At 58.3% G+C, this 21,048-nt stretch carries 17 protein-coding genes and 1 tRNA gene; 7 read left to right on the top strand and 11 right to left on the bottom strand.

The genetic code is table 11. The annotated features are described in order from the left end of the window. Positions 1-227 precede the first annotated feature (227 nt). The 7 genes from ACR0J0_RS18655 to ACR0J0_RS18685 all read right to left on the bottom strand — a co-directional run bounded on the left by ACR0J0_RS18655 (position 228) and on the right by ACR0J0_RS18685 (position 7,736). Positions 228-304 (bottom strand) — tRNA-Met (locus tag ACR0J0_RS18655). 82 nt (positions 305-386) lie between these two features. Further along, positions 387-1,361 carry an alpha/beta fold hydrolase gene (locus ACR0J0_RS18660; RefSeq protein ID WP_480665533.1) on the bottom strand — a complete coding sequence of 325 codons (975 nt, stop codon included), beginning with the start codon at positions 1,359-1,361 and terminating at the stop codon, positions 387-389. Positions 1,362-1,487: 126 nt separating this feature from the next. Then, complete coding sequence (locus ACR0J0_RS18665; RefSeq protein ID WP_480665534.1) at positions 1,488-2,486, bottom strand: isopenicillin N synthase family dioxygenase; 999 nt, start codon at positions 2,484-2,486, stop codon at positions 1,488-1,490. 258 nt (positions 2,487-2,744) lie between these two features. Continuing rightward, complete coding sequence (locus ACR0J0_RS18670; RefSeq protein ID WP_480665535.1) at positions 2,745-5,165, bottom strand: GcvT family protein; 2,421 nt, start codon at positions 5,163-5,165, stop codon at positions 2,745-2,747. A 110-nt stretch (positions 5,166-5,275) separates the two neighbouring features. Beyond that, positions 5,276-5,515 (bottom strand): hypothetical protein, encoded by a 240-nt coding sequence (locus tag ACR0J0_RS18675; RefSeq protein WP_480665536.1) that lies wholly within the window; start codon positions 5,513-5,515, stop codon positions 5,276-5,278. A gap of 60 nt (positions 5,516-5,575) precedes the next feature. Then, positions 5,576-6,730 (bottom strand): aromatic ring-hydroxylating oxygenase subunit alpha, encoded by a 1,155-nt coding sequence (locus ACR0J0_RS18680; protein ID WP_480665537.1) that lies wholly within the window; start codon positions 6,728-6,730, stop codon positions 5,576-5,578. 100 nt (positions 6,731-6,830) lie between these two features. Next, positions 6,831-7,736 carry a LysR substrate-binding domain-containing protein gene (locus ACR0J0_RS18685; RefSeq protein WP_480665538.1) on the bottom strand — a complete coding sequence of 302 codons (906 nt, stop codon included), beginning with the start codon at positions 7,734-7,736 and terminating at the stop codon, positions 6,831-6,833. A gap of 548 nt (positions 7,737-8,284) precedes the next feature. Between ACR0J0_RS18685 and ACR0J0_RS18690 the strand changes: the two genes are divergently transcribed. The 5 genes from ACR0J0_RS18690 to ACR0J0_RS18710 all read left to right on the top strand — a co-directional run bounded on the left by ACR0J0_RS18690 (position 8,285) and on the right by ACR0J0_RS18710 (position 14,465). Beyond that, positions 8,285-10,108: a BCCT family transporter gene (locus tag ACR0J0_RS18690; RefSeq protein WP_480665539.1), complete on the top strand. Its 1,824-nt coding sequence runs from the start codon at positions 8,285-8,287 to the stop codon at positions 10,106-10,108. Between the two features lie 153 nt (positions 10,109-10,261). Continuing rightward, positions 10,262-11,809, top strand: coding sequence for a trimethylamine methyltransferase family protein (locus ACR0J0_RS18695; RefSeq protein ID WP_480665540.1), 1,548 nt, complete (start codon positions 10,262-10,264; stop codon positions 11,807-11,809). Between the two features lie 78 nt (positions 11,810-11,887). Continuing rightward, on the top strand, positions 11,888-12,991 hold the full coding sequence (locus tag ACR0J0_RS18700) for a mandelate racemase/muconate lactonizing enzyme family protein (protein ID WP_480665541.1): 1,104 nt from the start codon (positions 11,888-11,890) through the stop codon (positions 12,989-12,991). Positions 12,992-13,002: 11 nt separating this feature from the next. Beyond that, entirely contained in the window at positions 13,003-13,734 is a 732-nt protein-coding gene (locus ACR0J0_RS18705) for an SDR family NAD(P)-dependent oxidoreductase (RefSeq protein WP_480665542.1), read from the top strand. Beyond that, positions 13,731-14,465, top strand: a complete 735-nt coding sequence (locus ACR0J0_RS18710; RefSeq protein WP_480665543.1) for an SDR family NAD(P)-dependent oxidoreductase — start codon at positions 13,731-13,733, stop codon at positions 14,463-14,465. Before ACR0J0_RS18705 ends, ACR0J0_RS18710 begins: the two co-directional genes overlap by 4 nt. Positions 14,466-14,474: 9 nt before the next feature. Here the strand turns inward: ACR0J0_RS18710 and ACR0J0_RS18715 are convergent, their stop codons facing one another. From ACR0J0_RS18715 to ACR0J0_RS18730, 4 genes are read right to left on the bottom strand one after another with little or no spacing between them, the layout of a single operon-like run. Next, a complete protein-coding gene (locus tag ACR0J0_RS18715) occupies positions 14,475-15,815 on the bottom strand; it encodes an NAD(P)/FAD-dependent oxidoreductase (protein ID WP_480665544.1) in 1,341 nt (446 codons plus the stop codon). After that, positions 15,812-17,308: an aldehyde dehydrogenase gene (locus ACR0J0_RS18720; protein WP_480665545.1), complete on the bottom strand. Its 1,497-nt coding sequence runs from the start codon at positions 17,306-17,308 to the stop codon at positions 15,812-15,814. Before ACR0J0_RS18720 ends, ACR0J0_RS18715 begins: the two co-directional genes overlap by 4 nt. Before the next feature lie 5 nt (positions 17,309-17,313). Further along, the gene (locus ACR0J0_RS18725; RefSeq protein ID WP_480665546.1) at positions 17,314-18,243 is read right to left on the bottom strand and encodes a dihydrodipicolinate synthase family protein; all 930 of its coding nucleotides are present in this window, start codon (positions 18,241-18,243) and stop codon (positions 17,314-17,316) included. A 7-nt stretch (positions 18,244-18,250) separates the two neighbouring features. Further along, positions 18,251-18,961, bottom strand: a complete 711-nt coding sequence (locus ACR0J0_RS18730; RefSeq protein ID WP_480665547.1) for a GntR family transcriptional regulator — start codon at positions 18,959-18,961, stop codon at positions 18,251-18,253. Positions 18,962-19,099: 138 nt separating this feature from the next. Between ACR0J0_RS18730 and ACR0J0_RS18735 the strand changes: the two genes are divergently transcribed. Next, on the top strand, positions 19,100-20,050 hold the full coding sequence (locus ACR0J0_RS18735) for a GlxA family transcriptional regulator (RefSeq protein WP_480665548.1): 951 nt from the start codon (positions 19,100-19,102) through the stop codon (positions 20,048-20,050). A gap of 388 nt (positions 20,051-20,438) precedes the next feature. Then, the gene (locus ACR0J0_RS18740; RefSeq protein WP_480665549.1) at positions 20,439-20,942 is read left to right on the top strand and encodes a hypothetical protein; all 504 of its coding nucleotides are present in this window, start codon (positions 20,439-20,441) and stop codon (positions 20,940-20,942) included. Positions 20,943-21,048 lie beyond the last annotated feature (106 nt).

The raw sequence follows: 21,048 nt of genomic DNA on the forward strand, positions 1-21,048 counted from the left end.
CAACCCGCTATGACCGCTGTCCCAAAGTATTCCTTTCTGCCATCGCGCTCGCAGCAACCGTCATCTATTGGTTATGAATCCTGACCCTAGGGTAACCTTCGCGCACATAAAGGTTTCCGATACACATGCGAAAGTAGGATTAAATGGTACGGAAATGGTACAATTGGCGCCACTGAGGTGCGTGCGAACCTACGGCATCTTCCAAGACTGTGTTTTTAAGGGGGAAATGGTAGCGGAGGAGGGACTTGAACCCCCGACACGCGGATTATGATTCCGCTGCTCTAACCAACTGAGCTACTCCGCCATGCGTGAGAGGCGATTTAAGCGAGGGGCCGGGGAGGGTCAAGGGGGAAATAGCGCCTGGCCGGGATTATTTTCGTCGCCGTTTACACCGTTTCACTGGCGGCTTCGGCTTCGGTTCCCACACTATCTGCAATCTTGCGAACGAAGGCCGCGCAGGCGTCAGGCGCGGTGATGGGAATCATGTGGCCCAACCCTTCGATCTGTTTGTTGCTCAGCCCGAACTGGGTCATCGAGGGGCCATGTGCGGACGGGGATAGGATTGCGTCCTGCGCGCCATACAAAATACCTCCGGGAACGGTCAGCTCATCATAACGGGCTACTTGGGCATCAATGCTGAGATCGAGTCCGACAACGTCCTGCGAGGCGGTGACAAATGCCGACGGGCGCAAGCCCAGCGCGCCACCTGCTCGGTCCAGAAAGTCGTCTGGCGCGGTTTCCGGGTCAAAAACGGCGTCCAGGGCATGGGGGGCGGTCTTTGCAGACAACGGCACTGCGATCGTGTTGCCTATCAACTCGCGCAACCACTCGGTGCGGATTTCCAGCGGTTTGAATACCTGAGGTGATCCGGGCAGTTTTTGCGTCAATGGCGCCAGCAAAGCCAAAGCTCTGGTTTTCTCAGGGTAATCCAACGCCATGGCCAGGGATACGGCCCCGCCCAGCGAATGCCCGACCAGAACGGCGTTGGAGATTCCTTTGGCGTCCAGAAACTCGTGAATCATACGGGCCTGCTGGGGAAGACGTGCCAGATCGGCCGTTTCTCGGATCGAATACCCACAGCCGGGCCTGTCGAGGGCGATGACGTGGTAGTCCGTGGCCAATAGATCCACCATGGCATAGGTGAAATGCTGCAGTTGCCCCGCCAGCCCGTGAATAAGCACGATGGTCTGATTGGCGGGATCGCCTTTTTCCACGAAATGAATGCTGCCGCCTTGCACCGGTACAATATCGCCAAGTTGCGGAACGCGTTCCAACCCCTGACGAGTCAGGCGCCTGGTCCACAGGTTCATGCCGATGAAAAACGCGGCGATCAGAAGGACGATAATCAGAAATGCAGTCATGCCAACGGTCTCCGTCTGGGGTTCGGGCGGAGCGGTAATTCGCGCGCCCGAACCGTGACATGCACAGCTATACTCTGAAATGCCGGTTAGCCAAAGCGCGGCGTCTCGCAGTGAGAAGAAAGGTCGTTAACCGGCCTTTTTCAGGTGTTGGTAGCTGGCCGCAAAACGGCCAAACTTGTGAGCGCCGCAAGTTACGGCCTCGTAACGCCGGGGGTTGGCTTCACTGATGCACGACTCCAGCGGAGAAAAGGTGGCACCGTAATCCGCGTCAATGAAGAACGGGATCGAATAGCGCTCGCGCCCGGTCGCATTGATGACACGGTGCAAATTGGCCAGGTAGACATCGTTGGTCAGGCGTTGGATCAGATCACCGATATTGATGACGAACGTTCCGGGGATTGGCGTGCCTTCGATCCAGTTGCCTTCACGGTTCATGACCTGCAGGCCGCCAACGTCGTCCTGTGCCAAAATTGTCAGGTTCCCATAGTCGGTGTGAGCGCCAATGCCGATGATCTTTTCGTCGATCATGCCGTTCTGCGGCGGGTAATGCAAAAGGCGTTGAATGCTGATCGGGTCCTGCATCAGGCTTTCAAAATGCGTTTCGGGCAGATCCAGGCTGAGAGCGATGCCCTTCAGCAGGTGCTTGGACAGGGTCACCATTTTCTGGTGATAGCTATAGGTCAAATCCTGGAATTCGGGCAGGGCGCTGGGCCATTGGTTCGGGCCAAAGAACGGCCCCTCCAGTGCTGCGCGCTCAGGACCAAGGTCGAAGCATTCTTTCAGGTCCTTGGTTTTGCCTGGATCTGTGTTTTCGCCAAATGGCTCAATATAGCCGCGTAATGCGACATCCGAGTTGCTGACGTGCAAAGCCATTTTGGTGGCCATCGGCAGCTCGAAAAAGCGTCGTGTGACGTCGAATACCTGATCAACGAAGGTCTGCGCGATGCCGTGGTTTTTCACATACATGAAGCCGGCATTGGACAGCGCCCAGCGGATTTCCCGGGCTACTTTGAGTTTGTCGCTGCCGTCCAGCAGCGGAGCAATGTCGATCACCGGAATCTTGTCGAAGGACTCGCGCTTGGCGCGGAGCTTGTCGTCGAGTTGGGTTGTAAAGTCTGGTTCCATGGCCTGTTTGCCTGTGTTCTGGAGGGTCAAAGGGATGGTGCCAACTTCCCATCCGGCGCGGGTTTTTCAACAGGCTAAATTCTCGCCATGAGATGAGCTAAAGTATTCTGAGAGATTCACATGCGTTCATTTCGCTATAATTTAGAAGTTTTTTAATGAAAGCATCGTCGCTATGAGTTAGTTTTCTTAACCGCACAGTGCAAAAAAAGGCCGGCTTTTGAGGCCGGCCTATGTAACTGCGTCAACAGTTTTCCCGAACTATCCGCGAAGCACTTTGCCCGATGCGTCGAAGGGCGGCTCGTGCAGTATAATCGCCTTGTGCGGGCGGCCCAGAACCATGACCTGCACCTCTTCCCCCGGTTCCACACCGGCGACATAGCCAAGTGCCAACGACATGCCCACCGAGTAGCCGTAAGCCCCCGAGGTAACGCGCCCGATGCCCTGACCGTCTTTGAAAATCGGCTCCCCCCCGGTTGCATCGGCATTGGATGCGGCGGTGTCCTGTTCGTCCAGATGCAATAGCACAAGTTGCTCGCGGGCAGGGTTGCTCAGCACCGCCTCGGCTGCATCCTTGTTCAGGAAGTCCTTTCCGAACTTGCACAAGCGGTCCAGACCGACCTCATGAGGCCAATATTCCGGGCTGTATTCGCGGCTCCACGATCCGTAGCCTTTTTCCACACGCAAAGACATCAGTGCCCGACTGCCTACAGGACCTGCGCCAAAGTCCCGACCGGCCTCGATCAAGGCATCATACAGGCGTTCCTGATCTTCGGTGGCGCAATGAACCTCCCACCCCAGATCGCCAGTGAACGAGACTCGCAATGCCAGTACCTCGACACCTGCCAGTTCGATCTTGGCGGAGCGCATGAAAGGGAAGTCTTCGGTGGCAAGCGATGTGTTAGTCAGGCGCTGCAGAATCTCGCGTGACTTCGGTCCGGCGACGTTGAAGCCGCACATTGCCTCGGTCCTGCTTTCGAACGTGGTGCCATCGGGCAGGGACACCTGCTTGAAGAACCGTTTGTGATAGCGCTCGGCCATACCCGAGCCAATGATCCAGAATTCATCCTCAGCAACGCGGGTCACGGTGAAATCCCCGGCGATGCCGCCGCGCTTTGAGATCAGCGGCGTCAGGCAGGACCGTCCCACCGCTTTGGGCATGGTGTTGGCGAAGACGGCGTTCAGCCAATCCTCGGCGCCGGGTCCCTTGCAGATATACTTGGCAAAGTTCGAGATATCGATGATCCCCGCGCGATCACGCAGCATCCGGCATTCTTCACCGACGGGTCCCCACCAGTTCTGGCGGGTAAAGCCATTGGTATCAGTGGTGCCCGGCGAGTCCGCAAACCACAGCGGATGTTCCCATCCCGCGTTCAGCCCAAACACAGCGCCCATCTCTGCCTGTTTCTGGTAAATCGGTCGCGTGCGCGCCGGGCGTCCTGCGCTGCGTTCTTCGTTGGGGAAGTGGATGGCGAAACGGTGGGCGTATTGATCCTTTACGCGGGCCATGGTGAAGTCTTTGGTGGCCCAACTGTCGAACCGCGCCATATCCCAGGCGAACATGTCGTATTGAGTTTCGCCCTCGATAATCCACTGAGCCGCCATCAGGCCCATGCCGCCGGATTGTGAGAATCCGGGGATGATACCATTGCAGCAGAAATACGCGTCAACTTCGGGCACTGGACCCATCAGCACGTTGCTGTCCGGAGACCAGATCATCGGCCCGTTGATGACGCGCTTGATCCCGGCTTCACCCACGGCTGGCAGGCGTTCGATGGCGTTCATCATGTTCTCTTCGATCCGTTCCAGATCGTCAGGGAACAGATCGTGCGCGAAGTCCAAGGGCGTGCCGTCCTCGGCCCAGAATTTCATGCCTTTCTCGTAGGCCCCGACCAGCAGGCCCTGACCTTCCTGCCGCAGGTAATACTCGCCATCGCGGTCGCTGACCGAGGGCAGGCGGGTGCCGTGTGCTTCGACATCGGCCATGGTCTCGGTCACGAAATACTGGTGCTCGGTCGGTTGAAGGGGCAATTCGATGCCGGCAAGCTTGGCCACCTCGCGGCCCCACAGGCCGGCTGCGTTCACGACCCAGGGGGTTCGGATTTCACCCTTCGGCGTTCGAACGATCCAGGTGCCGTCTTTTTGCTTGTCGGTCGCGATGACGGGGGTGAAGCGATGGATTTCGGCCCCGCGTTGCCGCGCGCCGACCGCATAGGCGTTGGTCACACCCGAAGGATCCACGTTACCACCGTCGGGTTCGTACATCACGCAGCGGATGCCATCGTAGTTGACCAGCGGGTTCAGGCGCTGCGCTTCTTCGATGCTGATCTCATAGAAGTTCATACCATACAGCTTGGCCTTGGCGGCCTGCAGCTTCAGCTGGTGTTCGCGCTCTTCGGTCTGCGCAAGGTACAGCGACCCAGGCTGGAAGACGCCGCAGCTTTGACCCGTTTCAGCCTCAAGCTCTTTGTACAGGTTCATCGTGTAGTGCTGGATGCGGCTGATATTGGTGCTGTCATGCAGCCCGTGGATGTTCGCTGCCGCGTGCCAGGTCGAGCCTGACGTCAGTTCATCCCGTTCCAGCAGCACTACATCCGACCATCCCAATTTGGTCAAATGATAGAGGATCGAGCATCCGATCACCCCGCCGCCAATCACCACCGCCTGTGCATTCGTTTTCATGAGCCTGCCGTATCAAAGTTGGTCCAGCAGCCTTGTGTCACCATCGCTGTGACACCGGCAACGGACATAAATTTCATGTTGGGTTGAGCGGGTTTAATCCGAGGCGCGCCTCAGAACTCCAGCTTATGCGCGCGGCCATGCGCGACCAGCCGCTGGTTCAGCGCATCGGCTTCTGGTGCGCCGGATTCCAGTGCGAAAACAAACGCATGAGTCAGGTAAAAACAGGCCGCGTCGATGTCTTGCGCCTTTTCGCGCTCATCCGCGGCCATGGCGTAATACCGGATCAGGTCGGCATGATCATTGCGATCATGCGCGTCCAGTAAAAGGCGATCCAGATCCTGTTTATCCATGGGCGTCCGCATTCAACGGGAGGCCGGCCCACCGTGACATGGCGGGCCGGTCCAAAAGGTTTATTCCGCGCGGCCATTTTCGATCTGCGTCGCGACCCAATGGTGGAAGTTGTGCGTCGGCCCGTCCATCGCCGGTGAAAACCGACCGCCGTCGAACAACATGCCGTGTCGGCCTTTCTGCATGCCTTCAACGACGAAGACGTCTTCTTCGAACACAGTCTTCCATAGTTGAGCATTTGACGCGCGCAGGCCGTCATGCTCGGGCGTGTCTTCGACGCTTTTGGCGTAATAGAGCTCAATGTGCTCGACGGTGTTTTCGTGGTCCACCGGCTCCAACACAATGGCAAAGGCGTGGTCCCGCTGAACACCTAGCAAAACGTTCGGGTAAACCGCGATGTATTCCGCGCCTTCGTTCCACTTGTCGCTGAGGCCGTCGAAATCCGGGAAGGTCGCGCCGTCCTGATCGGTCAACTGGCGATAAACCAGCGTACCCTGACCAGAGTAGTGGCCCCGCGCTTCGATGTTGTAGTGGTCTTCTAAGCGGGAATAGCTGTTCAGGCCGGGATGCACCCAAGGCAGGTGGTAGCTTTCGCAGTAGTTTTCGACCGCCAGTTTCCAGTTGGTTTTGACCTCCAACTTGAACGAGGACGTCTCGCCACCGTGGAAAACGGGTTGTTCGAATTCTTTCCAGCGCTCCAGCAGGGCGCCGTGTACCTCTTCGAACTCGGGCGCGTTGCCGTCGACATTCACAAAGATCACGTCACGCCAGACGTATGAACGCACGCGCACCAGTCCCAGATCTTCGCGTTTGACATCCTCGTGTTTGTTTTGGCCAGGGCCGCCCACATGCGGGGTTGCGCGCAGCTCACCCTTCAGGCTGTAACACCAGCTGTGATAGGGGCAGCGGATCGCGCCCCCAATTTTGCGCGGAGTGTCCACCAGAATCATGCCGCGGTGGCGGCAGGTGTTCTGGAACACGCCAACTTCACCGTCGCGATCCCGGACAATCAGAAGCGGCATGCCCAGAAAGTCGACCGGTTTCGCATCGCCTTCTTCCGGCACGTCTTTGCCGAACCCGATCCCGGACCAATTGGCATAAAGCACGGAACGCTTTTCTTCATCAAAAACGGCCGGGTCGATATAATGTTCATTCGGCAGGCCATTTGCGACGTTGACGTCGGCCAGAACGGAAGACAGCGCGCTATGCTTGTTCATCGGGCTCTCCTGAGGTTTTGCTGGATGTATCTTTGACCGTATTGGCGGATCGAACCTGATGGTCTCAATATCAGAAAAGCTCATCAGTGGGTGATTTCACCTAAACCGAACCTTCCTGCACTTCTTGAATGATCCATGCTTTCAGGGCGCGGGCGCTTTCGGAAAGCTCATCATCGGGGCGTCCAACAAGGTAGAACTGGTTGGGAGCGGCCACTTGGTGCGGGCCAATCGGCACCAGTTTGCCAGATTGAAGCATCGGTTGAATCAGGCGCTGCCAACCCAAAGCCAGCCCCGCGCCCTTGCGGGCAAGCTGTAGTGCGACGGAATAACTGTTGACGCGAGATTCAATGGGAACCGCGTCGTTTAAACCCAATTGCTGAAACCACTCGGGCCAAGTTGTCCATGTGCGATCTTCCGAATCCAGATGGATCAACCGTTCGGCAGCCAGTTCCTCGAGGCTGGCGCCGGTCAGGCGTTCGGCGACCTCCGGGCTACCGACCGGGACGAGGTGATCGCGGAACAACGGCGTGTGGGACAGGCTTGGATCGCTGTGTCGCCCGTAACGGATGAAAAGGTCGACATCTGGACGATCGCGGAACGGACGGTCCTGAGACAACTGATCAACATTGACCTCTGGCATGTCGCGCCAGAACCGGATGACGGCCGGGGATAACCAGAGAGCCGCAACCGCAGTCGTCGAGCCAACGGTGACCTTGCCGGCTGTCGACCTGTCACGGATTGTGTTCAGGGTGTTTGAAATTCGGCCAAAGGATTTGGACAGTGCCTCATACAGCGCTTTGCCATCTTCGGTCAGATCGACACCGCGATGCTTGCGTTGGAACAAAGGAGTGCCCAGATCGCCTTCCAGCGCTTTGATCTGGTGACTGACCGCGCCGGGTGTGACCGACAGCTCAACGGCGGCGTTCTTGAAGCTCAGGTGGCGCGCTGCAGCCTCGAAAGCGGACAGGGTTGTCAGCGGTGGCAGGTTGTAGTGGCGTCTGGACATAGTGGCTGGTGAATCGTTGCTAGGTTTCAGTTTAGTTTTTATCAACTCAGTTTTAGTTTTTTTGAAGGTGAAAGCTAGGCCTGTCTGACGGAAATGGTGTTTTTTTAGCTCACGTACGGGGTGGATGTCGCATTTTTCGTCAATGCGTCGGTTCTGGCCGAATTTAGATTGGTGCGCCACTATAGTCAGTTTCACCAACAAATGTCGTGTTCAGCAGGCTTTCTGGGTGAAAATGCCCGGCGTCGCAAGATGGTTCTGCCTCAAGGCGACGTCTCAAACTGACTGCGGAAAGGGAAAGTGGAGGAGGCGCGGAACTCATCCCCGGTTGGTAAGACTGAATACAGCCCGTAAAGTCTCTGTGTTGAATTCACTGCAACTCAGAAAGCGTCGAGCCATACGGCTGCGCGCCTGTCGTGCTGGGTTCTGAACATCGAGAAACACAAAGTCACCAGATGCCCGCTGTCGCATCGTCCCCAACATCCCGTGCCTTGGACGGTCGATCATCAGCAAAAAGGCCCAAGATAGAAAACGACACACGGAGGAGAAACATGTCGATACCCGAACCCTTTACGGACGTTGAAATAGAAACGGCTGATGCCGGATTCTATGAAAACTACAGCGTCCCAATCGCCCTTATCAGTAAGGGCATTATGGTGGCTCTTGTTCTGTGGGCGCTGGTCTTTCCGGCGAACGCCACCAGCACACTGGGCACTCTGAACGGCCAATTGCTGGAAATCTTCAACAGCTTCTACATCATCATCGTCGGCGCTTTTTTCTTTTTCCTCGCCATTGTCGCCATCATTCCAGCCACGGGTCGCCGGATCATGGGAACGCCGGGTGAAAAGCCTGAGTTTTCGAACTTTTCGTGGTTCTCGATGATGTTCGGCGCGGGTCTGGGTGTTGGCCTTATGGTCTTTGCTACAGCCGAACCACTGGGCCTGTGGGGATCGAACCCCGTTGTCGTTTCGGGCGCGGTCGAGGGCAACACGCCCGAGGCGCTGCAGTCGGGCTATCGCTTTACCTTCTTGCACTACGGTTTCCATGCGTGGGCGATCTATGTCGTCACCGGCCTTTCGCTGGCTTACTATGCGTACACGCGCGGTATGCCGCTGACGATCCGTTCGGCGCTGACTCCGCTGTTCGGTCGCCTGATGAACGGTTTCCTCGGACATGTTGTTGACGTTCTGGGTGTCGTTGCGACGATCCTCGGTGTTTCGGTGACCATAGGTTACGGTGTCAGCCAGTTCATCGATGGTGTCTATGCAATCACCGGCATGGGTTGGGTCATGGATCTGGGTGGCGAAGTGCCAACCCCCAGCAAAGTGGGCCTGATTGCAGGTCTGGTTGTCATCATGGGCCTGTCGATCATCTCGGCTGTGTCCGGTGTTGGCCGAGGCGTGAAATACCTGTCGAACCTGAACTTGGTTCTGTCGATCATCCTGCTGGGCACGTTTGTGGTCTTCGGTTCGTTCGTCTTTGCCATGACCACCTATGGCACGGCGATGGTGGACTACATCCTGCACTTCATCTCACTGAGTTTTGGTGCATACGGTCCGTTGTCTGCCGAAACCTTTGCAGCGGCTTTGCCTGCCGAAGCACAAGCCCATGCAGATGCCCTGATGGGCGGCGCGACCAACGCTTGGGGCAGCTTTGACGGCTTCAAGAGCGGCCTGGAAGGCGCCGCTGCCGAGCTGGACGAGGCAACACTGGCCGCAGTATATGCGGCCGGCGAGCAGGGTCGTCAGTTCGGATGGCAGGCAGGTTGGACCACGTTCTACTGGGCCTGGTGGATCGCCTTCTCGCCTTTCGTGGGCTTGTTCCTGGCGCGCATCTCCAAAGGTCGTTCCGTACGCGAATTCATCCTCGGCTGTGTCTTTGCACCGGCACTGGTTTGTTTTGCCTGGATGACCATTCTGGGAGGAACCGCGATTGATCTGGAGCTGGCAGGTGCAGCCGAAGGCGCGATCATCGGTGCGTCGAACACCAACAAGCTGTTCGCCACCTTGTCCTTCATGATCGACGGTGGGCTGCTTTCCATGCTGAACGTCATGTGCGTGATCCTGATCATGACCTTCCTGGTGACGTCCGCGGACTCGGGTATTCTGGTGATGAACACCATCATGTCCGGTGGCAGCCAGGAAACCGGCATCAAGCACCGCATCATCTGGGGTGTGATCCTGACAGCTGTGATCGGCGCGCTGATCCTGGCGGCGGGTGACAACAACCCGATGGACGCCCTACGCAATGCGATGATCATCGGTGCGCTGCCCTTTACTATGGTGATGGGTCTGATGTGCGTGTCGCTGGCCAAGGCGCTCTTCCGCGACAGCCAGCGGGATAAGCTGGCGTCGCAATCGCAGGCGGCTGAATAAGCGCGCGTTCGTATAAAGTAGTGGACGCCGCCCCAGCACGGGCGGCGTTTTTCGTTCCGGGCCGGTGTCGCTTCCTGCAAACAGACATCGCAATCAGTGAGGTGCGAAGCCGCCGAATCCGTCAATCTGAGTACAAGATTGGAGGATTGCCCCGTGAACATTCGTACTGCGACACGCTCGGGCGGACGCTCTGCCCGCCGCGCCAAGCGCACCGCCCCGAACATTGAAATGCTGCCCGGCCTGACACGAGGCATTCCCTTGTGTGAGGTAATGGACGGCAGCCAGGTCGAACGCATCGACAACGCCTCGATGGACATTCTGGAGAATGTCGGCGTTCAGTTCCGCGACCCCATTGCGTTGGAAGACTGGAAGAAGGTCGGGGCCAAGGTCGAAGGTGAGTTGGTCTATCTCGACCGCGGACTGGTGCGCGAGCTGATTGCCACCATTCCCAGCGATTTCACCTATCACGCACGTGACCCCAAAAAGAACGTGCGCCTAGGTGGAAAGCACTCGATCTTTGTGCCGATGACTGGCGCACCTTTCCTGCGTGATCTCGATGATGTGCGCCGAAACCCCACCCTGGACGATCTGGCGATGTTCCATAAGCTGAGCCACATGATGCCCGCGTTGCACAGCTCGGCGCACCACATCGTCGAGCCCTACGACCACCCGATCAGCCAGCGACACCTGCGGATTACCTATTCGTCAATGAAGCATTCGGACAAGACGTTCATGGGCATGACCACCTCGCCCAAGAACGCCGAAGACGTGATGGATATGTGCGCAATCCTGTTCGGAGAAGAGTTCCTTGAGGATCACCCGGTCACGACCGGCAATTGCAACGGCAACTCGCCGCTGGTTTGGGACGAAACCATGCTGGGTGCAATGCGAGCCTTCTGCCGTCGTAATCAGCCGGTACTTTGCTCTCCCTTCGTGCTGGGCGGGGCCAATACGCCTGCATCCGTCCCAGCAACCGTTGCCCAGTTGAATGCCGAGGCGCTGAGTGCGCTGGCCTACACGCAGGTGATCCGCAAGGGTGCTCCGGCGATCTATGGGCACTATCTGTCGACCGTGTCGATGAAGTCCGGCGCGCCGATGGCGGGGACACCCGAGATCAGCCTGATGAACTTCATGATCGGTCAGATGGCGCGGCATTACGATGTACCGTGGCGCACTTCGAACACGCTGGGCGGGGCCAAGACGTTTGACGCGCAGGCCGGGTACGAATCCGCGACGACGTTGCAGGCGGTTGTTCATGCCGGTGCCAACTACATCTGGCACAGCGCCGGTTGGAACGAGGCCGGGATGCACTGCTCGGTCGCCAAATTCATCGTCGATGCCGAACAATGCGCGATGGCGTACCGCATGGCCGAGGGCCCGAAGTGGCACGATTTCGATCAGGCCATCGCGGCGGTGCCGGATGTTGGCCCCGGTGGGCACTATCTGGGCCACCCGCACACGCAGGACAACTTCCAGAGCGCATTCTTCATGCCCGAACTGTTCGACAACAATTCGATCGAGCAGTGGCAGGCGGAGGGCAGTGTCGAAATTACCGAACGCGCCCTGAACCGCGCCCGATCCCTGTTGGCCGAGTATGAGGAGCCCAAACTGGATGAGGCCAGAAACGAAGCCTTGTTGGATTACATCGCCCGGCGCGAACGCGAGATTCCAGCGGCCGACGAACTGAACCAGAGTTACTGAGATCAACTCCCCCGAAACTCACCCGCCCGGACCATTGGGCGGGTTTTTTTCCTTAAACAGCAGTACGGAACACAAGCCGTGAAAATCGCCGAAATTCACATCTACAGTCACGATCTACCGGTCAAGCACGGTCCCTACACCATGGCGAAGGCCGAGGTCTGGGCCCTGGATACAACCTTGGTCAAGCTGGTTGCCGACAACGGTCTGGTCGGGTGGGGCGAAACTTGCCCGGTTGGCCCGACCTATGCCGAAGCCCACTCAGCCGGAGCGCGTGCCGCATTGGCGCAGATGGCTCAGGGTCTTTTGGGAGCCGAGGTTGCGCCGCTAGGCCTGCATCGCCAGATGGACAGCTTGCTGAACGGTCACAACTACGCCAAGGCCGCGATCGACATCGCGGCGCATGATCTGCTCGGCAAACACCTTGGGGTCAGCGTATCGGACCTGTTGGGAGGCACCGTTACAGACAGAGTTGCGTCTTACTACGCGACAGGTGTTGGTGCCCCGAATGATATCGCGCGTCTGGCAGCAGACAAACTGGCCGAAGGTTATCCACGCCTGCAGATCAAAGTCGGTGGACGGCCCGTGGAGATGGATATCGAGACCATCCGAAAAGTCTGGGAGGCCATCGGCGGGTCCGGAATGCGACTTGCCGTCGACGGGAACCGTGGCTGGACGACCCGCGACGCGCTGCGGGTCAGCCGCGAATGCCCGGATGTTCCCTTTGTGATGGAGCAACCGTGCGACACGATTGAAGATCTGCAGAAAATCAGGCCACAGGTCAGCCACGCGATCTACATGGATGAAAACAGCACCAGCCTGAACACGGTGATCACTGCGGCGGGCACCGGTTTGGTCGACGGGTTCGGTATGAAAGTCACGCGCATCGGCGGCTTGCAGCCCATGCGCGCGTTCCGAGACATTTGCGAGGCGCGCAATCTGCCCCATACCTGCGATGACAGCTGGGGCGGAGATGTTATCGCCGCGGCCTGCACGCATATTGGCGCAACGGTTCGACCCGATCTTCTGGAAGGCGTTTGGCTGGCTGCGCCGTATATCGAAGGCAACTACGACCCCGAGAATGGAATTCGGATTGAGGCCGGGCATATACAAGTGCCAACTGGCCCGGGTCTTGGCGTTGTGCCTGACGAAACCCGCTTTGGCGCACCTGTCGCGTCTTTCTGAAGGAGCAGGTCGTGGAATTCGAAGGAAAAACCGCTCTGGTCACAGGTGCTGCTGGTGGGATTGGAGCCTCACTCGTACAGCGCCTGCGCGCCACCGGTGCAAAGGTAGCAATTGCCGACCGCTCGGTCGATGGGATCGATGCCGAGGCGCATCTGCCAGGCGATTTGTTGGATGCGAATTACGCCGATACTTTGCCTCAGAAAGCTGCGGACGCGCTGGGCGGGCTGGATATTGTTGTCAACAACGCGGGCGTCATCTCTCGAGGTGCGGTCACCGAAACCTCGGATCAGGACTGGGCGCTGTCGCTGGGCGTAAATGTCGAGGCACCGTTCCGCGTTTGTCGCGCAGCAATTCCGATCATGGCGGCCAAAGGGGGTGGGGCGATCGTCAACACTGCTTCCTGCTGGGGGCTGCGCCCGGGCCCGAACCACGCCGTTTATTGCATGACCAAGGCAGCCATAGCTTCTCTGACCCAATGTATGGGGATGGATCACGCTCATCAGGGCATCCGTATCAATGCCGTCTGTCCGAATGAGGTGAACACGCCAATGCTGCGGTCCGGCTTTGCCAAACGCGGGTTTGACCCGGATACTGCGGTGGCTGAACTGGGTCAGACCGTACCTCTGGGTCGCATCGCCGAACCGGAGGATATTGCGGACGTTATCCTGTTTCTGGCGTCGGACGCATCGCGCTATGTTTGCGGTGCGCTGCTGGCGGTGAACGGAGGCAAACCCGTATCATGACCCGTTTTAGAGGCAAAACCGCCCTTGTCACCGGCGGGCGCAGCGGGATCGGCCGGGCCATTGCCGAGCGGCTGCGCAATGACGGTGCCCGAGTTCTTACCGCGCAACGTGGTGAGGACCCGAATTTCGAGAGTATCGAAGCCGATTTCAGCAACCCGGACAGCCCAGGTTCGGTGGTTTCGCAGGTCGTCGAAAGCGCGGGTCAGCTGGATATCCTCGTGAACAACGCGGGTATGATGCAGGAAGCCTCGGTCGAAGAGATGAGCCTGGATGACTGGCAACGCAATTTGACGGTCAACCTGACGGCTCCGTTCTTGCTTATAAAGGCGGCCCTGCCGCATCTGCGTCAATCGCGCGGGTCCATCGTCAATATCGGCTCAATCGAAGGGTTAGGTAGCAATCCCGGCCACGCAGCCTATTGCGCGACAAAGGCGGGGCTGCATGGCCTGACGCGCGCCGTCGCAGTGGATCATGGGGCCGACGGCATCAGGTGTAACGCCGTGGCACCCGGTTGGATCGACACCGAGCTGAATATGGACTTTATCGAAGCACAGCCGGATCCGGACGCATTTCGCCGCGATATCAGACGCATTCACCCCGTGGCCCGGACTGGCCGCCCCGAAGAGGTTGCCGCTTTGGTCGCGTATCTTGCTTCTGAAGACGCCAGTTTTATCACCGGACAGGTCTACACGGTAGATGGTGGTAGAATGGCTAAGCTCAGCCTGCCTTAACGGGCAGGCTTATTCTTTGCCCGAACGCCATTCCTTCCATATCAGATAACTGTTCGCGCCCAATGACGCGAACGGCTCTGGCGGAAGTCGTGGTGGCATCGGTTGGGACAGGAAGTGATCGGCGATGTCCGATCCGCCTTGCGTGACCAGCTCTGCCACTCCCATGCCCTGCAACGTACCGCGGGCAATGCCCAGACCATTCTGGCAGCAGGCAGAGAACACGCCGCTTTCCAGCTCTCCGAACGCGGCTGACCCATTCCGGCTGAGGCACAGCATACCGGCCCAGCGATGTTCCATCCGAACATCGGGCAGATGTGGGAAACGCTCGCGGAACTTGCGGTCATGCACCCAACCCGCATTGCGCAATCGCATTGGGCTGGTCTCAATCGTCGGGTGGAAGCTGGAGCATGTGCGGATCAAAAGGCGGTCGCCATAGCTGCCCGAGACGCGCCGGACCGAGGTGCCCATCGGGTCGGCCGGAGTGACGGACCACCGAGGCTGGCCGCCGAGCGTTCTTACTTGCTCGGGCGTCAGAGGTTCGGTCATCGACGCATACAGGCAAATGTGCATCAGGCGGCGTTCATAAAAACCAAAGCTCTCAAGATGGCCATTATTTGCCAGAATGATGCGGCCCGTCGACACCTGCGCGTCGGGTGTTTTCACAAGCCATCCGGAACGCTGCTTTTTGAATGCGGTCACAGGTGAGTTTTCGAAAAGATCGATTTTCGCGGCCAGATGCGATGACAGTGCGCGCACGTATCCTGCAGGCTGGATCATGACCGTTCCGGGCGCATAGAGACCCGATGTGTAATGCGGGCTGCCGGTGATCTCTTGCATTTGCTGGCGATCGTAGAGCGTACAAGGTTCTCCCAACCGCTCCAGATGCTCGGCGAATTCGCGGTTGTGACGGTCTCCGGCTCGGGTTGCGGCGGCGTTGAACTTGCCGCAGGGGTCGAAGGTCTCATCCGACAGGTCGCAGTCGTTGGCAACGTCAGTCGCAAATGCGATGGCGCGGCGGTTCAGGGCAATGGTTGCCCGATCTGCCTCTAGCCCGTCACCGGCGTAGTTATCTGACGCCAGATCGTGCGGAAGATCGATCATGAAGCCCGAGTTTCGCCCGGCCGAGCCTTCGGCAAAGCGCCCGGCCTCCAACAGGACGACCTTTAGCGTCGGGTCGAGTTGCTGCAACCGGCGCGCTGCACTGAGGCCCGCAAATCCGCCACCGACAATGGTGACGTCGGCCGAGGTGTTTTGCTCAAGCCGGGGCAAGGGAGGCTGTGGCGGCAGAATGGCATTCCATCCTGCTGGACCCGTCTGCCGTGGCAGGCGTTTTGTGGTGAAGGCGGTCAATCGACCGCCTCGTCAGCGTCGTCGGCCAGATCGATCCAGATGGTTTTCAGTTGGGTGTACTGGTCGTGCGCATGGACCGAGTTATCGCGCCCGCCAAACCCGGACTGTTTGTAGCCACCAAACGGCGTTGTGATGTCGCCCTCGCCAAAGCTGTTGACCGTCACGGTTCCGGCCCGGATCGCCCGTGCGCCACGGATTGCGCGTTTGGCGTTGGCGGTGAAGATCGACGCACACAGTCCGTATTCGGTGTCGTTGGCGATCTTGATGGCCTCATCGAAACCCGAAACCTCGATCACCGACAGAACCGGGCCGAAGATCTCTTCCCGCGCCAAGGTTGAGTCGTTCCCGGGCACTTCGACCACAGTCGCCTCCACAAAGCCCTTGTCAGCTTTGCCGCCGATCACCACGTTCTCGGCCTGATCCAGATAACCGCAGACCTTGTTGTAGTGGCCTTCGCTAACCAGAGCACCCATGCGGGTTTCCGGGTCCAGCGGGTCGCCGATGTTCCACTGTTTTGCGTGATGGGCAATGCGTTCCAGCAGTTCCGCCTTCACGTCCTTGTGTACAATCAAACGAGACGAGGCCGAGCAGTTCTCGCCCATGTTCCAGAACGCGCCGTTGACGACATGCGCGGCCACGCGGTCGAGGTTTTCGGCGTCATCCATCACGATGGCCGGGTTCTTGCCGCCCATCTCCAGAACCACCTCCTTGGCGTTGCTTTCTGCCGAATAGGTCAGGAACCGTTTGCCGGTGACGGTCGAGCCGGTGAAGGACACCATGTCGATATCCATGTGGCGGCCAATCGGCTCACCCACTTCTGCGCCGCCGCCGGGCAGGATGTTCAGCACACCGCGCGGCAGACCAGCCTCCATTGCCAGCTCGGCCAGACGCAGCGCGGTCAGCGTGGTTTCCGCGGCTGGCTTCACGACCACGGAACAGCCCGCCGCCAGCGCAGGGCCGATCTTCCACGCCAGCATCAGCAGGGGGAAGTTCCACGGCAGCACCAGACCGACAACACCAATCGGCTCGCGCACCACCATGGCGATATGGTCATCGCTGGCCGGGCTGACCTGATCATAGATCTTGTCGATCGCCTCGGCGTGCCATTTCAGGCAGTGGATGGTCTCAGGAACGTCGACGGTTTCGCAGTCGAAGATGGTTTTGCCGCTGTCGATGCTCTCCATCACTGCCAATTCGCGGGCGTTGCGGGTCATCAGCTTGCACAGCCGGATCAGCACGTCCTTGCGGTCCGAAGGATGCAGTTTCGACCAGCGGCCGTCGTCGAACGCCGCACGCGCCTTTTCAACGGCGAAGTCCACATCCGCCGCGCCGCAGGCTGCGATGTCAGCCAGTTTATCGCCGGTCGCCGGGTTCACTGTCTCAAAGGTTTCGCCCGAGATCGCCGGGCGGTACGCGCCGTCAATAAAAGCGCCTGTGGGCAGGGTCAGGCCTGCGGCGATGGATTTGTATTCGTCCTGTGTCAGCAGATCCATGTCTCTTACCCCCCAACCTTATTCTCAGTCACGATGTCAGCGATTGTCTTTTTCAGCACACGCGTCACCTGTTCCAGCGCGCGCTTGTCATCCTTGTTCAGGCCTTTCAGCGGGGGCCGCATCGCGCCCGCGTCGATCCCGTTCATGGTCACGCCATGTTTGATTGTCTGGATGAACTTGCCACCCTGTTCCAGCACTCGCATCAACGGCATCATTGCGGACATGATCCGGCGGCCTTTGGCGAAATTGCCCTCGATCACGCAGGCGTTGTACAGCGCCACGTGCTCGGCGGGCAGGAAGTTGGAGCCACCGCACACCCAGAACGGCGCGCCCCAGGCGAAAAACTCCAGCGCCTGATCGTCCATGCCGCAGCCCAGCTGGATGTGCGGATAGTCGCGGGCCAGCAGGTGCACCCGGTTAATATCACCCGAGCTTTCCTTGATGCCACAGAAGTTGCGGCTGCGACCGATGCGGTCCAGAAACTCTTCGCCCATCATAGTGCCGGTGCGGTGCGGGTAGTTGTACAGCATAATCGGCAGGTCAGCGGCTTTGTCGATCGCCAACGCGTTCAGCGCGTTTTCCCGGTCGGTCGGGACCGAATAAGGCGGGCTGGCCAGCAGGATTGCATCTGCGCCGATCTCGCGCGCGCCGGACGCCAACGCAACCGAATCCGGTGTCAGCATCGCACCGGTGCCGACGACCAGCGGCAGACGGCCTTTCAGCTGGGCATGGGTGAACTTTGCCAGTTCCAGCCGTTCCTCGACGGTTTGGGCATAATTCTCGCCGGTTGATCCGCCGGAGATGAGGCCGTGCACGCCGTTCTCGATCAGGTACTCGATCACCTGCGCCAGAGCATCCCAATTCACGCTGCCATCAGCGTGGTAAGGCGTGACTACAGGGGTATAAATCCCCTCAAACTTGAAAATCGGGTTCATTCCGTCCTCATGCAGGTTTCGAAAGGGGCGGGGTGCCCATTGGGACATCCAGCGCGTCAGGCATTACAAACATTTCGATCTGATCACGCGACAGGTTCCAGTGATCTACGGCCAGTTGCGCGGCCGTGGCATCGTCGCGCGCCTCAATGGCCGCAATGATGGCATCGTGTTGCTGGCTGGCCAGGGAAAGGTTGTCAGACATTTCGGCCGACTGAGGCCGGTAGAAGGTCATCCCGATCCGGGCGTGGTCGATCAGCAGCCGGTTGAACGAAGGCAGCAGGTAGACATTACCCGACATCTCTCCGGTCACGTCGTGAAAGCGGTTATTTGCCAACGCTCGAACTTCGCCCGATCCCGCGCGCAGAGCAGCTTTGAACGATTGCTGCGCGTCTTTCAGGTCATCAATCTGCGCTTTGGTGGCGTTGAGAGCGGCCAACCGCAGGATTGCGCCATAGACCATGGGCGCGGCCAGAAAGAAATCGCGCAGCGTGGTATAGGACATTTCGGACACTCTGGCGCTGCGATTGGTGCGCAGGTCCAGATACCCTTCGCCGGCCAATTGCCGGAACACTTCGCGCAACGGCGTTCGGGACAGGCCAAACGCATCCGACAGGTGCGCCTCGTCCAGATCCGTGCCGGGTTGCAGGCGAAGGGTCAGGATCGACACCTTCAGGTGCTCCATCAATTCAGCTTTGCGGGACTTGGCGTCGTCTTTCATCCGTTCCTCCTGCGGCCTCGGCGCGAATCGTATTGGCATTGCTGTGTATTCTCTGTATTCGAAGAAAATACAACTTGTATACAGAAAAAAATCGTGCAGCATAGATCATCGACCAAATCCAGCCTGACGGGACGCCCCATGCGCCTACCCAGCCACATGACTTTCATCCTGATTGAGGAGTTCTCGCACCTTGCATTCTCGTGTGCGGTAGAGCCTCTGCGCATAGCAAATCTTGTCAGCGGCAAAGACTTGTATGAGTGGTCGTTCGTTTCCGAGCATGGCGAACAGGCGGTGTGTTCCAATGGGTCAGTGACATTGGTCCATGGCGGTTTGGACGCCTTGCCCAAAACCGATCAGCTGTTCGTGCTGTCGGGCATTCACATGCGCAACCATGTCTCACGCCCCTTGCTTGCGACCTTGCGGCGCGAGCGGGCACGTGGAACCGCCATCGGCGCATTGTGCTCGGGCGCGTGGTTGCTGGCAGAGGCCGGGTTTCTGAACGGGATGCAGGCCGCTATTCACTGGGAGTACCATGACGCCTTTATGGAGGCGTTCCCGGAAGTGAATTTGGTTCGTAGTGTCTTTGTGGCGGATGAAAAGCACATTACCGCCTCGGGTGGGACGGCGACTGCGGATTTGATGCTGCACTTGATCGAGCGTGACCATGGCGAAGAACTGTCGGTCGCAGTTGCTGACCAGATGGTCTACAACGCTGTGCGCAACGCAACCGCCAAACAGCGCGTTTCCCTGCAATCACGCAACGGAATGCGGAATGCGCACCTGGCCAAGGCCATTCACATCATGCAGGACTGCATCGAGGCGCCGGTATCCCCGTCTGAGATTGCCGAGGGTCTTGGCATTTCGACGCGCCAGCTGGAAAGGCTGTTTGGCAAGTACCTCAACACTTCGCCCAAAAAGTACTTCATGGAGCTGCGGTTGGAACGCGCACAGAAACTTCTGTTGCAGACCGAAGCGTCGGTAACCGAGGTCGCCATGGCTTGCGGATTTGAAAACCCGGGGCACTTTTCGCGCGTATACAGATCAAGCTTTGGCGTGACGCCGCATGCGCAAAAGAACAAGATAGACTGATCGTTGAGGACGGGGGGAGCGTCTCTGTCCTAAGGCGAGCCTGGCCGGACAGGCGCTCACCCCCTGGTCCTGCTTCGTACCCCCTCGTTAAAACTTTACTGGTAAACTGGTCAGCAGGATTAAGTATTCATAGATGCGGAAATGGGCATAACTTTTACAAGATCGTGTCAGATATGTGTGCGTTTTAGCTAAATACTTAATGTTCGCTCCAACTCGCTGGTTGACCGAAAGACGGAAAGCAGGCCATTTAATAAGATCAAATTTGTTGGATCAGATTTTGAAAATGGCCAAAAAAGCAATTGAAACCGGAAAATCTGGCCGAAAATCGCAATCAGGCGAAGCGGTCAGTTTTCATATCTTCATCACGTATTGACGATGGAGGACAGCAATGGACCTGGAAACCGGTAGTTCAGTACCCCGCCCCAGTAATGGTGCCGCCGTACTCGCAAATCGTGAGCATCAGATTTGCGAAGCAGCCAAATCGGCGAAAGCCGCCTTTGCAGAGCTGACCAATGCTGTGGAACTCGAGGCTGATTTGACTGGGCCTAAAGCCCGGGTTTTTAAAGTTTTTCGCTGGTATTTTCTTTCTGCGTACTGCACGCGGGTGCTAGGTGACGCGGCGCATCGGCTGGAACATCATACGTTGCAGGTCTCGATGGATGTTTTCAGCGCGGTCAGGATGTCGATGGCCGATTCAGAGGTTGAGGTATCAATGGCGCTGGTCACCGAAAATGTGACGACTCCGGCCGCCGCGTATACGAACAGAGTTGGGTGCCGAGGGCACTCGGCTGGATGGATTGCGGCAAAGCTGCAGGAACAGGGCCGGGAAATTCCTGCGGAAATCAAAAACTCTCTTGCCGGTGCTCTGTCTGCGTCGGTTCCCAGAATCTGACGCAAAACGCACGGCCTGTTTGAATCACGCGCTTGGTGATTTCATCCGGGTAACTTCAAAACAATGTTCAGATAGCCTATTGGGAAGGCGGATCAGCCAGTCCGAA

This window comes from Ruegeria sp. BF12 (assembly GCF_056538705.1).